This is a genomic window from Ignavibacteriales bacterium (assembly GCA_026390595.1).
GTDB lineage: Bacteria > Bacteroidota > Ignavibacteria > UBA10030 > UBA10030 > UBA9647.
The window spans coordinates 35730-49794 of record JAPLFQ010000004.1; the positions used below are offsets into that span (position 1 = coordinate 35730).

11 protein-coding genes are annotated in these 14065 nt (G+C 54.7%); 10 read left to right on the top strand and 1 reads right to left on the bottom strand.

The genetic code is table 11. The features are described from left to right. Positions 1-4: 4 nt before the first annotated feature. From NTU47_00500 to NTU47_00545, 10 genes are all read left to right on the top strand, one after another. Positions 5-646, top strand: a complete 642-nt coding sequence (locus tag NTU47_00500; protein MCX6132262.1) for a corrinoid protein — start codon at positions 5-7, stop codon at positions 644-646. A gap of 25 nt (positions 647-671) precedes the next feature. Further along, the gene (locus tag NTU47_00505; protein MCX6132263.1) at positions 672-2045 is read left to right on the top strand and encodes a hypothetical protein; all 1374 of its coding nucleotides are present in this window, start codon (positions 672-674) and stop codon (positions 2043-2045) included. Positions 2046-2178: 133 nt separating this feature from the next. Further along, positions 2179-4512 (top strand): hypothetical protein, encoded by a 2334-nt coding sequence (locus tag NTU47_00510; GenBank protein ID MCX6132264.1) that lies wholly within the window; start codon positions 2179-2181, stop codon positions 4510-4512. Positions 4513-4530: 18 nt separating this feature from the next. Beyond that, entirely contained in the window at positions 4531-5670 is a 1140-nt protein-coding gene (locus tag NTU47_00515; GenBank protein MCX6132265.1) for a glycerate kinase, read from the top strand. Between the two features lie 48 nt (positions 5671-5718). Next, positions 5719-6645 carry a DMT family transporter gene (locus NTU47_00520; GenBank protein MCX6132266.1) on the top strand — a complete coding sequence of 309 codons (927 nt, stop codon included), beginning with the start codon at positions 5719-5721 and terminating at the stop codon, positions 6643-6645. A gap of 11 nt (positions 6646-6656) precedes the next feature. Continuing rightward, positions 6657-7568, top strand: a complete 912-nt coding sequence (locus tag NTU47_00525) for a Gfo/Idh/MocA family oxidoreductase (GenBank protein MCX6132267.1) — start codon at positions 6657-6659, stop codon at positions 7566-7568. 3 nt (positions 7569-7571) lie between these two features. Next, the gene (locus NTU47_00530) at positions 7572-8450 is read left to right on the top strand and encodes a sugar phosphate nucleotidyltransferase (GenBank protein MCX6132268.1); all 879 of its coding nucleotides are present in this window, start codon (positions 7572-7574) and stop codon (positions 8448-8450) included. A 63-nt stretch (positions 8451-8513) separates the two neighbouring features. Further along, the gene (galK, locus tag NTU47_00535; protein MCX6132269.1) at positions 8514-9989 is read left to right on the top strand and encodes a galactokinase; all 1476 of its coding nucleotides are present in this window, start codon (positions 8514-8516) and stop codon (positions 9987-9989) included. A 6-nt stretch (positions 9990-9995) separates the two neighbouring features. After that, positions 9996-11780: a hypothetical protein gene (locus NTU47_00540; GenBank protein ID MCX6132270.1), complete on the top strand. Its 1785-nt coding sequence runs from the start codon at positions 9996-9998 to the stop codon at positions 11778-11780. Beyond that, positions 11777-12709: a carbon-nitrogen hydrolase family protein gene (locus NTU47_00545; protein ID MCX6132271.1), complete on the top strand. Its 933-nt coding sequence runs from the start codon at positions 11777-11779 to the stop codon at positions 12707-12709. Before NTU47_00540 ends, NTU47_00545 begins: the two co-directional genes overlap by 4 nt. A 196-nt stretch (positions 12710-12905) precedes the next feature. On the opposite strand, the gene ychF is transcribed toward NTU47_00545, so the two are convergent. After that, positions 12906-14003, bottom strand: coding sequence for a redox-regulated ATPase YchF (ychF, locus tag NTU47_00550; protein MCX6132272.1), 1098 nt, complete (start codon positions 14001-14003; stop codon positions 12906-12908). Between the last annotated feature and the right edge of the window lie 62 nt (positions 14004-14065).

A 14065-nucleotide genomic window follows, 5' to 3' on the forward strand; every position in this document is an offset into this window, starting at 1 on the left:
GGCCATGAAGGAACTGCACGATCTCGCGTTGCTGCTGGAACAGGGACAAGCTCAAAAAGTTGCCGAGCTGACTCAACAATTAGTGGACACGGGTCTATCGCCACAGACGATTCTCAATGACGGATTGATCGCGGGCATGGCTGTCGTTGGGGAGAAAATGCGAAACGGAGAAATGTACCTGCCGGAGGTCCTGCAATCGGCAAGTGCGATGCATGGATCGCTGAAAATCCTGAAGCCGCACCTGTTACGGGAAGGGGCGCAATCGCGTGGGAAGGTGCTCTTGGGGACCGTCAAAGGCGACATGCATGACATCGGAAAGAACTTAGTCGGCATTATGTTGCAGGGGGCCGGATTCGAAATTGTCGACCTCGGACTCAACGTCTCAACGCAAAAATTCGTTGAAGCGATCACAACACACCAGCCGGCGGTACTCGGTCTTTCAGCAATGCTTACAACCACGATGCTGAACATGAAGACGACACTGGATGCGATCAGTGAAGCCGGGCTCCGGTCCAACGTGAAGATCATCATCGGCGGTGCGCCGGTGAACCAGAAGTTCGCCGATGAGATCGGGGCTGACGGGTATGCCCGTGATGCGGTCCTTGCGGTGGATACAGTCAAACAGCTCCTTGGGCTTCGCGGATAACAGAGAGAACAAAAGGGGGTTGTCCATGTCGGGATATTTCAAGGCGCTGGCCATTCCAACGGCATCAGGTTTGATGTTTGGCAGGTCAGCCACGACAGTCAAATGCGGATTTGGGTTGGAGCTTGGCAAAGGGGAGGTCTATCCAGAACTCAACTTCACGCTCCCGACCATGGCACTCGATGAGTCAACGTGGAAAACGGTCGTCGGCCACTACGAGGAGATTGGAGCGATCGTTCAGCGTGCTGCGAAACGGATGAAGATTCCCGGCCTGATGATAGAATACGAACTCCTTCCTCCGATGACGGAACACCCGTCCTGGGGAGCAGAGATCACTGCTCTTCTGCACAGGCACCTCAAGCAAGCCCATGACGATTTTGGCCTGCCGTGTGCGTTGCGCGTCACGCCGACTGATATCCGGGACGTCACCCGTCCACCCGACCTTCGATTCGGGAAACCGGTCGAAGCGCTGTTGCAGTCGTTCGAGCAATGTGCAGCGGCCGGAGCAGATGTACTCTCCATTGAGTCCGTGGGTGCGAAGGAAGTCCATGACGAAGCTCTGCTCTACGGGGACGTAGAAGGAATTATCTTTGCGCTCGGCGTGCTGGCACCGCGGGACATGGAGTTTCTCTGGAAGAAGATTGTTGCAGTGTGTTCTGCTCACAATGTCGTTGCCGGCGGAGATTCCGCCTGCGGCTTCGCAAACACGGCGATGCAGCTCTCCTCGCAGGGAATGCTTCCGGAAGTTCTCGCCACGGTTGTCCGGGCGGCAAGCGCCGTTCGAAGCCTCGTCGCATATGAATGCGGTGCCCAGGGTCCTTCAAAGGATTGTGCCTATGAGGGGCCGGTAATAAAGGCGATTACAGGGACTCCCATCGCGATGGAAGGAAAGTCTGCGAGCTGTGCGCATTTCAGCCCGGTTGGCAATGTTGCCGCCGCAATGTGCGACCTTTGGAGCAACGAATCTGTACAAAACGTACGGTTGCTGTCCGGCCCTGCGCCGGAGGCATATCTCGAATTGCTCGCGTACGACTGCCGCTTGTTTAATAAAGCGCTCCAGACGGGAACGGAAGCGGCATATCAGAAGCTCCTGGTGGAGTCGGATATCCACCTGAGTCCGCAGGCGTATATTCTGTCGCCCGATGCAACGGCGAGAATAGCTGCGGCAATCGTCAGGGAGTCGAACCACTATGCGATGACACTTGGTGCCGCGAAGGAATCAGTTTCAATCATGCGCGAAGGAGTGGAGAAGAAAACGCTCGATTTGAATTCCAGGGAAATCGAATGGCTGGAGAGGATCAGCCGGGAACTGGACTCTCTGCCTTCCGATGAGCAGGACTTGATGGCGTCGATGCAGGACAAATACGGACATTTGTTTTCCGCTGCAAGCTATGGTCTTTGATCTATTGCAGTTCCGAGGGACGGGCGCTCCGTTCCATGCACCGTGAGCAGGCCGCGCCCCTTGAATATATAACCGCCGAACAGTGAACACTGGCTTTTCTTCCATTATCGATCACTTAGTCTGAAGGTATATCATGCCCACTATCATTGAAGCGCTCTCACAGGCAAAAGTCATCCATACCACAACCCCTTCGATGCAGGTCGAACAGACCGTCGCTCACGAACTTCAAGCGATCGCTGGTCATCGTGTGGATATCAAGCACAGCGCAGGTTTGACCGCTGCCCCCGGAAGTATCCGCGTCGCTGTCGTCAGAGAAAAGAAGAAATGGCAGAGTATTCATGCCGGTCTCGATGAATCGAAAGACTGGATGATGGTGCGGGCCAAAAGCGGATCGGGAATCGAACTGCTTGCCTCACGTCCTCACCTCCTCTACTATCTTTACACAATGATTGCCGAAGATTGGAAAGGCATGGCGGTGGAGGAGTTTGCGAAAGGGAAAATCGTCCATCCCTCATTTCAGAACCTCCGCCCGGTCTACGATCTCTTTCTTACGCAGCACGCGCGCACGGTGCGTAATTTCGACCGGGAAGCACATGTGCGGAATCTTGCCAGGCTCGGCTTCTCGCATGCCGAGGTGAACGGACTTGCGTTTGCCGTTCCCTTTGAGCGCGGTCCAAAGGGAGAACTGCTGCATCGTTTCTATACGTACTGCCCTTCGCTTGATCAATTCGTTTCCAGCCGCCTGAACAAAGGAATCTATGATGATGATTATCTCCAGGCAAACCTGAATTTCCTGAAAACAAACGCAGCCCTGGCTGAAAAATACGGGCTTGCACCGGGTCTTGTCTGTTTCGAACCCCGCTCGGTTCCCGACAACCTCCTTGAACGCTACCCGATGCTTCGCGGCGCACGTGTCGATCATCCTATTCGCAGCTGGCATCCCCGATACAATCTCTCGATCGCACATCCGGTAGTGCGGGAACATTACGCGGAAATGGTGGGAAATCTGCTACGGGAAGTGCCGGCTCTGGAATACATGTCGGTGTGGTCAAACGATAGCGGGGCAGGATTCGAATACACGAATTCGCTCTACGTTGGCCGCAATGGCAGCGGTTACGTCATTCGAGAATGGAAAGGAGATACAGAGATCGCGGAGGCTGCTGCGAACAATCTCATGCGCTTTATGAAAACACTGCGCGATGCAGGACGCACCGTGAATCCGAATTTCAGAACACTCATCCGGCTCGAACCATTCTGGGTCGAGCACGATTACATCTGGAAACAGCTGGGTGACGGGGTCGACGTCGAAGTATCATCGCTCCTGACAAAAGGGTGGAAGCTTGCCTATCAGCATCCGAAATACAAGGAAGCGCGCGAGATTCATGGCACAGCCCTCCACAACCGGTTCGTCGACGCGGAGAAACCCATCATCGAAGAACTTCGGAAAAAGAAGTCGGAAGCAGACGTTTATTTCAATCCCGGAACCATCTGGAATCACGAGCCGCTCCTGGGGATTGCGTTCCCAGGTTTAGTGTATGACAAATTAACGGACATGGCGAAACAGGGAGTGACGACCCCATGCTTCAACGGGAGTGCCACGCCGCAGTCGTTTGCTCCGTATAACATCAACCAGGAGCTGGTGCGGTCGTTTCAGGCGAATGCGAGCCTCGACCTCGATGTGTTCCTGCAGGAAAAAGCGGCCGCATGGGTTGGCGAATCTCTGGCGGCTGATCTTGTGAAAGTGTGGAAACACTCGGATGAAGCGTACCGATCGTTCCCGCTTCCGATCTGGATCTATTCGTCATGGGGAAACTGGTACCGCCTCGCCACACGGCCGATTGTTCCGAACGTGGAAGCCATCTCCGAAAAAGACCGGGAGTACTATGAGAACTTCCTGCTCGCGACCTCTCATAATCGCTGCCGTGTGGACTTCCGCTACGACGTCGGATTCGACCTTGTCGATCCGGCGCACGCGTATCATTGCCTGAAGCTGGTCGATCGGGACCTCTTCCCCGAACTCGATGCGGCCTTGAAGCTTCTCCGGCAGATGAAGACCAGAGCAACGACGGACTCTGCGCTTGCGTGCATTGAGGACACTACGGACAGGATGCGAGCGCTGTATTGCTGGTATCGTACGCAGCGGAACGTGACTGCCTGGGTCGCCGGTGTTCATGGATATCTCGAGTCGAAGGACCGGAAGATCAAAAAGGAATCGCGCAGGCTGCTGAAGGAAATGGTGCTCGACGAAATCGCAAATACCAAAACACTGCTCACACTCTGGGAAACGTCAAGGACAAACTGGATGATTCTCTCCGATGTCGGCGAGACGACATTCATCTACTATAAGAACTTCGGTGAGCAGCTGAAGCGGAAAATCGCCCTGATGAAGGGGCACGAAAATGACGAACCGTACGTGGATCCGGATTTCCAGTGGCGCGTGCCGGGATTTACGGACTACAAAGGATAAGTGTAACACACCGTGTCAATGCGTATTCTCATAGCGCCGGATTCGTTCAAAGGGTCGATGACCGCTCAGCAAGCGGCTTTCGCAATGGAACGGGGCGTGTTGCTGGCGATCCCCGACGCAACGGTGATGAAGCAACCGGTGTCTGACGGAGGAGAAGGACTGGTCGATGTTGTGACGCCTGCTCTCGGGGGCCGCATCGTTAGCTCGATGGTCAGTGGTCCTCTCCCGGGTCAACGCATCACGGCACGATGGGGATTGTCGGCAGACGGTTCGACGGCCATCATTGAAATGGCTGAAGCGGCCGGTCTGCCGCATGTTCCGAGGGAACTCAGGAATCCGAACATCACAACGACGGCCGGAGTTGGCGAACTCATCAAGGCCGCACTTGACGCCGGAGTCACCTCCATCGTCATTGGAATCGGCGGGAGTGCAACGAATGACGGGGGAGCGGGGATGGCCGAAGCGTTGGGCGTTCAGTTTCTGGATTCCGCCGGAAAGCCGATCGGGCGCGGCGGGGCAGAGCTTGTGAATCTCACGCGCATCGATCTGGAGCAGAAAGATGAGCGTCTCGACAACGTTGAAGTTCTTGTGGCCTGCGACGTGCAAAACACGTTGTGCGGAAGAGAAGGCGCTTCCGCGGTGTATGGGCCTCAGAAGGGGGCAACACTTTCCGATGTGTCGGTGTTGGACAAAGCGCTCGAGCACTTCGGCAGAACTATTGAATCGCAGATGAACATCGACGTGCTCTCCCTCCCCGGCGGCGGGGCTGCCGGTGGTCTCGGTGCCGGTCTCGTCGCATTTTGCGGCGGCACACTGTTGAGCGGGATCGATCTCATCCTGCGGGTAACGAAGTTCGAAGAACGCCTGAGGGAATCCGATCTCGTCATCACGGGTGAAGGGAAGATTGACCGGCAGCTCCAGTATGGGAAGGCGCTCTCTGGTGTCATTGAACGCGCCCGGAAGTTTACGGTGCCGGTTGTTGCAGTGGTCGGCAGAATTGAAGGAGAGCGGGAGCTGTTCGTGAACAGCAATGCTCTTGCCGATCTCGAGTCGTTGATGGATGGACAGACGACAGAGGCGGATGCTATGAGCAATGCGTCGCACCAGGTTTCCGAGAAGACGAAACTCTTGCTTCAGCGGTATTTAAGTCGTACTTAACATTATTCTAGCCATTCCGTAGGTCCCTTTGGTGGAGGAGTCTTGTCAGTGAGCGCATCGTTGAAGCCTTCTCGTCTGCTCGATACGCTGGCTGTTGCTTTCCTCGCCGTTGTGTGGGGAATGGCGTGGCCGATCGCCAAAATAGGCCTTCGTGACTGCGATCCGATGCTCTTTGCAGCCCTCCGGAGTCTCATCGGCGGTATCTTTCTGTACGCGTGGCGGAGCACACGGAAGGACAAGGAAACTCTTGATCGACAGACGTTCTGGGTTGCCTTCATCTCGGGGACGTGTTGGGTGGGAATTCCCATGGCATTCATCTCGTGGGCGCTTCTCTATATCAACGTGGGGCTCGGGGCGATCATCCAGAGCACAACGCCGTTCTTTGTCGCCATCTGCGTGTACTACATGCTCGGCGAGAAACAATTTACATTTGCCAAGACCGGCGGTCTTGTCATCGGCTTTCTGGGTATCGTGCTCCTGTTTTCAGACAAGCCCATATTCGATTTTACAAGCATGGCTGTGCTTGCCGGTCTGGCAATCCTGATTACATCGATCGCCAATGGATATGGCCAGGTCTATGCGCGGAAGCATTTCAAGGGAAAAGATCAATACGGGTTTATGACGGCGATTTTGATTATCGCCGCACTTGAGACGCTGCCATTCAGTTTCATCAACGGGCTTCCGAGGATAGAGCTGACAACAGGATTGGTGCTTTCCACGCTGTATCTCGGCATTGTTGCCTCGGCCATACCCTTCGCGGTGTATTTTGCGCTTCTTGTGCGTGTGGATATCGTTGTGCTTTCCATGGTTGGATATGTAATACCTGTGATCGCTGTTGCCTCGGGGATACTATGGTTCGGTGAAAGCATGTCACCCACTGAAATCACAGGGTCGGTCCTCGTCCTGGTGGGGGTTGTTCTCGCTACGCAATATGATCTTGTGAAGACAAAATTCTTGTCCCGGAAAACCTCGTAAAGGATTCTCACATGATTCGCATCGGCCTGGTTGATCTCGACACGTCTCATCCGAAGACCTTTACAAAAATCCTCAACGCCATGCCCGGTGTGAAAGTCAACGCACTGTGGGACGGACGCGATGTGTGGCCGGAGGGGTACGACGAACGGTTCGCGAAAGAAAATGACATTCCCAACGTCTGCAAGCGGCTTGAAGACATGATCGACCATGTCGATGCAGTCATGGTTCACGGCGTGAATTGGGATAAACACGTCGACCGTGCGTACCCGTTTATCGTAGCCGGGAAGCCGGTGCTGATCGACAAGCCGATCGTGGGGAAAGTGCGAGACATCTATACGCTGCTCGAGCTCCAGGTCACGCACGGCACACCCGTGTACGGAGGCTCCGCCCTTCGTTTTGCCCAGGAGATCGGCATGCTCCGTTCACAGGCTGATCGGGTTGGAGAAGTATCGACAGCGATTGCAACCGGGCCGGGAGACTTTTTCAGCTACGGCATTCACACGACAGAACTGGCGCAGGGGATGGTTGGCACCGGGGCCAACTACGTTGACTATGTAGCGGAGAACAAATCATCGGTTATCGCTGTAACCTACCATAACGGATTTGTTCTGTTGCTTCAGCTTCAGCAGCCATTTCATGAATGGTCGATGTGTCTTTACTCAACGACCGGTATGCACACGATGCGAGTCGATCCGACACGGATTTATGAGCCCTTCCTGCAGAACTTCATAGATATTGTGAACAAGAAAGATGTTTCCTTCTCTCTGGAAGCACCGCTGGAGGCGGCAAAAATCCTGATAGCAGCAAAACTGTCCCGGCAGCATGGCGGCAGGATTTATCTCTCGGAAGTCCCGGCGGAAGAAGGCTTCGATGGAGCAGCGTACGCGGCCGAATACGCTGCAGCGAAACGCAGGGGAATATAACACATGAGCAGGGGCGACAAACGCGCGGTGATTCTGGCTGGCGGCATCTCCTCAAGGATGAAAAACTCATCGGTGGATCCTCGCCTGGACGCGGAGCTCGTCCGGCAGGCGGCGGAGCGGACAAAAGGTATGATCGCGGTCGGCGAGGGAGGACGTCCGTTTCTCGATTACCTGTTGAACAACATGAAGCACGCCGGGCTTCAGGACATCGTGATCGTCATTGCCGAGCACGATTCCGAATTGCGCCGGTACTACGGTTCCAGGGACCGTGAGAACGATTTCCATGGGCTGCGTATTTCGTATGCCATCCAGCGAATCCCTCCAGGCAGGAAGAAACCTATCGGGACATCGGATGCTCTGACACAAGCGCTCTTGAGCCGGCCCGATTGGGAAGGGGGAGACTTCATCGTCTGCAACAGTGACAACCTCTATACCGTTCGCTCTTTTACAATGCTCCTTGAGTCCGCCGCGCCCAACGCACTCATCGATTATGACCGGTCGGGCCTCGAGTTCGATCAAACAAGGATCGCTCAATTCGGCATCACGAAAAAGGATGCGGAGGGATTTTTGCTGGAGATCGTTGAGAAGCCGAACATCGAAGAGCTCGACAGCCTTCGCTCGAGCGACGGAACCCTCCGTGTCAGCATGAATATTTTCCGGCTGAACTATTCCATGATGTTCGGGCCATTACGGGACTGTCCCGAAAACCCTGTCCGCCAGGAAAAGGAACTCGTCACGGCTGTGACGAACATGGTCAAAGCGAATCCACGGTCACTGATAACGCTCCCCCTGAAAGAACACGTGCCCGATTTGACGTACAAGGAAGATATTCCGATCACACGGGAGTATCTGGCGAAGCACTTCGCCACAATGGAGTGGTAGCGTCCCTTCCGCCCAAACAATGGCGGACACGGTCATCCCATCACAACGAACGCGAATACTTTCGTGCGTCCTCTGCAACACCCATCCCCGGATGTCTTGCTTGCACTGTACAACTGCCCTCCCGGAGAGCTTGCCGCACACCATGCCCGCTATGATCGCCTCACCAGGCTATTCGGGACTCATTGTTCTGGTACGCCGCAATACATTGTCCGCGCACCAGGCCGCGTAAACCTCATCGGCGAACACACCGACTACAACGGCTATCCCGTGCTTCCGATGGCCATCGATCGGGATTTTGTCTTTGTCGTTGCTGCTGCACCGGGCCTGACCGTTCAGCTGCGGAACGAAGACCCCTCCTTCGAAATAAAAACCTTCAATGCAGCATTGCCCCTCTCCCCGTATCCGCAGGGGGACTGGGGAAACTACGTGAAGGCCGCCGTACACGGGATTCTCGAAGCCGGTTGGGTCGATCCGAAGCATGCACATGGTTTCGATGCCATTGTCGGTGGGACAATTCCGGAGTCTGCGGGCTTGTCTTCATCGTCGGCGCTGGTTGTGGCATCCGCACTGGCGTTCCTTGCGGCGAACAACACGAAGGTTGAGGCACCTGTACTTGCAGACCTGCTTGCCCGCGCCGAACGCTATGTCGGCAGTGAGGGGGGCGGCATGGACCAGGCAGTCTCGTTGTTGGCGGAGACAGGAACAGCGTTGAAAATCGATTTCTTTCCTCTGAGAACAGAGTCCATCCCTCTTCCGGAAAACATGGTCTTCGTGGTCTGCAACAGCTTGATTCGTGCGCCGAAGAGCGAAAGCGTTCGCTATGAGTATAACCGGCGGGTGATCGAATGCAGGATGGCCACGGCACTTCTAACAAAAGCCGTTAGAGAGAATACGGGAACAAAGATTTCACCACTCCGGCTTGCCGACCTCTCTGCAGAACGGCTTGGCATAGAGAGGGCAGTCGTGAATGGATGGGCTTTGGCAGTGATCGGCGAACGCCCGCTCTCACTCAATGAAATTGCGCAACGGCTTGGCAAGACGCCTGAGAGCATTGAGAAAGAACTCTGTACGCTGCAGGACGGGAGCACGTTCAAAGAGCCCCCAAAGGGTTTTCGCGTCTGGAATCGATATCGCCATGTGGTGTCAGAGGCAGAGCGGGTGCATTTGATGGTGCACGCGTTGCAGGAAGGAAACCCGGCAGAAATTGGATCACTGATGAATCAATCGCACGCCAGCTGCCGGGACGACTACGAGATCAGTTGTCCTGAGCTGGAAGCCCTTGTTTCCGTCGCAAGGGACCATGGCGCTCTCGGCGCGCGTCTGACAGGAGCCGGATTTGGCGGTTGCACAGTCAACGCTGTCCCTGCAATACATGTTGAGCAGTTCCTGAAGGGTGTGAAGGGAAAGTACTACGAGGGGTATGTGAAGAGGGAAAAAAAAGGGGTGTTCACCGCTTATCGTGATCTTCGGGATGTTCTCTTTCCGTGCCGGGCCTCAAAGGGCGCCGGATATTGGCCAGCTGCAGAACTCATGGGATAGTCCTCTATGCCTGTTTTCAATACCGTTAACCTTCTCGACTATGTACTGATAACCCTGCATTTTGTCGTCATCATCTGGGTCGGCATCTATGCTGCAAAACAGAACAAGAACACAGAGGAATACTTCAAAGGAGGGGGGCAGATTCCGTGGGTCATCGCCGGACTGTCAAACTGGGTTGCGGGATATTCTGCGTTTATGTTTGTCGCGGCAGCCGGCTTCGCGTACTTGAACGGAATTGGGGCTGCACTGATTTTCACATCTGCTCTCTGGGCGTACCTGCTCGGCTACTTCTTCTTCGGCAGGCTCTGGCGGCGGGCACGGCTTGCATCACCTCTGAGCTTTCTGACGCGCCGTTACTCGCCTTCAACTACCTATTTCTATTCCGTTACCGCAATCATACCGAACATCGTCGGCATCGGCCAGGGTCTCTACATTCTCTGCATCTTTATCTCGACGGCGCTCGGGTTCAATGAGCGGATTTTCGATCTGGGATTTGTGACTCTTAGCGGCTTTCAACTTTCGATTGTTCTTGTCGGTACGGTCATGGTTGTCTATTCGGTCATCGGCGGACTCTGGGCTGCGGTTATTTCCGATTCTGTGCAGGCGATCATCGTCACGATCATGACATTCATCATCTTCCCGGTTGCGTTCTTCTACCTGGGAGAGGGTCAGGGATTTATGGGCGGAGTGAAGAGATTGATCGCTGAAGCCCCTGATGGTTTTCTAAGACTGAGCGGGGATACGGCAAAGCCCCTGTTCCTTCTCGCGTATTTCCTCAACGTGATGTTGGGATACAATGTGGGGTGGGCGCTGGTTCAACGATACAGCAGCGTCGCCGACGAGCGCGACACAAAGAAGATGGCCATGCTTTGCGCTGTGCTTTCCGTTGTCGGTCCACTCCTGTGGATTCTCCCTGTGATGGCAGCCAGGATCATCTTTCCGGACATGGGGAGACTCTGGCCGTCACTCGCAGTTCCTGCGGAGGCATCGTTTGTCAGCCTCGTGCTGATGCTTCTGCCGCATGGACTCATCGGGTTCGTCGTGTCTGCCATTCTTTCTGCGACCCTTGGACAATCGGGTGACACATTCAACTGGCTCTCGGCTACAGTCACGAGGGACATGTACGTCCCGCTGAGCAAACGATGGGGCAAGAAAGTGCCTACGGAAAGAAATCAGCTGCGGGTTGCACGCTCATCGATGTTCATCGTTGGCGTACTCGGCATCTGGGTGGCATTCTATATTCCAAAGTTTGGCGGAGCGTTTCAGTTTGCTCTGCAATTTTATTCCCTCACCGCGGCGTTCATGATGCCAGTGTTCCTCGGGATTTTGTACAGACGCACTCCGTGGTGGTCTGGGATGGCGTCGTGCAGTGCCGCGATCATCCTTGCGCTGACTCTCATGGCGCTTGGTCTCTGGAGCGATCAGGCCTTTGCCAGAAACATGCTGAGTGAATCGATTGCGGCATCGGTTGTCTTCTTCGGATCAGCATTTTGGTTCAATCCTGACGACCCTCGTCATGCCGGATTGATTGCCCTGGAAAAGGATCTGCAAACGCCGGCTCATCGGGAATCGGCCCATCTCAAACCAGTTGGCCTCGGGGCATACGTCCTCATTGGCAAAATCTGTGTGATCATGGGCTTGATCATGATTGCGTGCGTTTTTGCGCCGTCAACGTTGATTGCATCATCATCGCTCAATGTTGTTGCCGGCGTGATGAGTCTGTTGCTGGGCTTTGCCATTCTTTACCTTACGAGGGGTCAGTCACGATCGAAGGAGGGTTCCGGTCTATGAAATCAATAGTTCGCATCGGTGCCGCTCAGCTTCCAACCGTCATTGATGGTGCTTCATTTGAAGAGAAGCAGAAGAAGAACCTGGCACAAATCCTTGAGATGCTGGAGCTCGCAGGCAAGCGAAAATCGGATCTTGTTCTCTTCGGTGAGTACGCCAATCTGCACCACAGGACGTGGTCTGAGGACAAGAAGGAGTATGTCCCCGACCCCATTCCGGGAGCATTTACAAAGGCGGTTGCCAGACGCGCAGCAAAATTCAAGATGAACGTGGCCTTGCCGATGTTAGGTACATACAAGGGGGTGCTCTCAAGCTGGGTGGTTCTCTTCAACAGGACCGGCACAATCATTGGATGCTACCAGAAAGCGCATCCTACAATGCCGGAGCAGGGAATCGGGATCAGGCCGGGAAATGATCTCACGGTATACAAACTCGACTGCGCATCCGTCGGCATTATGACCTGCATGGACATCGAGTATCCCGAAGTCGCCCAGGTGTTCATGCTGAGGGGAGCCGATCTCCTGTTGTTCCCCCATGTGCAGGGGAGCTGGGGGGAAGTGGACTGGGAGATCCGCTATCGTGCGCGTGCAGTGGACACGGGACTTCCGGTTGTTTCATCATGCTATGGTTATCCCGAAGGAGAGTGGATGCCAGGCAAGATGATCGGACGGAGCAGCGTGATAGGGCGGGATGGACTTGTGCTCGCCGACATGGGGCGGCGTATCGGTCTGTTGACATATGACCTGGACCTGAGCGCCAAACGGATTACGCCTTTCTATTTCAACGAGAAGCAGGATCGCACACTCGCAGTGACGGCGTCGCGGCGGCCGGAATTGTATGGTGATCTGGTGGAAGAAAAGGCGAAGAAGAAGGCGCGGAAGGAGATAAAGATGAAGGCGGCATCAAGAAAAGTCCCAAGCGGTAAAACGTAAGACGTCAAACGTTAGACGGGAGTGTAATCCGAAATTCATTTCGGAACCAATGCGGGGCTTAAACGTAAGAAGTGAGACGGTAGACGTAAGACGGTAGACGGAATCGACACTCGGCAATCGCAAACTTGTGGTGAGCGAAGCATGCACTGAGCGCAGCGAAGTGTCGAACCATCGACAATTCCGAAGCGCTTTCTTGCTACAGATTAAACCTCACAAACATCACATCCCCGTCTTCGACAGCGTAATCCCTTCCGTGAACATGAAGCAAGCCTGCCTCCTTGAGAGCGTGTTCTGACCCGGTGCGATCAAGATCTGAATACTTCAAAATCTCCGCCCGAATAAACCCCTTCTCGAAATCAGTGTGAATGACTCCTGCAGCGGCAGCGGCATGCGTCCCGTTCGGGATCGTCCATGCGTGCAGCTCTTTGGGGTTGACCGTGAAGAACGTGATCAGCCGGAGAAGGTCGTATCCTTCGCGGATAAGCTGGTTCAATCCCGATTCCTTCATTCCAAGCTCTTGCAGGAATGGAGCTCGTTCTGCTTCGGGCAGGTCGGCAATCTCTGCCTCAACCTCAGCGCTGATGAGAACGACTTTAGCGGATTCTTTCGCTGCAACGGCGCGCACCTGTGCCACATAGTCGCTTTCTGTTGAAGAATGTCTCTCGTGGACGTTGCAGATGTACATGACGGGCTTGTTCGTGAGGAGATGGAGGTCTCGGAGCCAGAGATTTTCGTCGTCGTGTGTTGTCGAGAAATATCGGGCGAGCCGGCCAGCGGACAAATGGTCGCGGACGCGGGGATAGAATGCAACCTCGTCCCGGGCATGTTTATCACCTGATTTTGCGCGCTTCTCAGCTTCGGTGCGCTTCCGGTCTATTGTTTCGATGTCTTTCAGGATGAGTTCGGTCTCAACGATCTCGATGTCCCGCTTTGGATTTACTGAACCGTCGACGTGAATAACATTGGTGTCGTCGAAACAGCGGACAACATGGGCGATGGAATCGACACTGCCGATGTGGGAAAGAAACTGGTTGCCGAGGCCTTCTCCTTTGCTGGCGCCCCGGACAAGTCCGGCGATATCAAGAAATTCAAGTGTTGTGGGGACGGTCTTTGCGGGTTTGTAGATTTCAGTAAGTCTGTCGAGGCGGCGATCGGGGACCGGGACAATGCCGACGTTCGGATCGATTGTGCAGAAGGGATAGTTAGCGACTGCTGCGTCTGCTGAGGTGATCGCGTTGAACAATGTTGACTTTCCGACGTTCGGAAGTCCTACGATTCCGCACGTGAAGCCCATGTTTGGTCATCCCTTCTTGAGTATCAGGTACAATCCGCCCTATAGCATCTGCATCCCCAAAA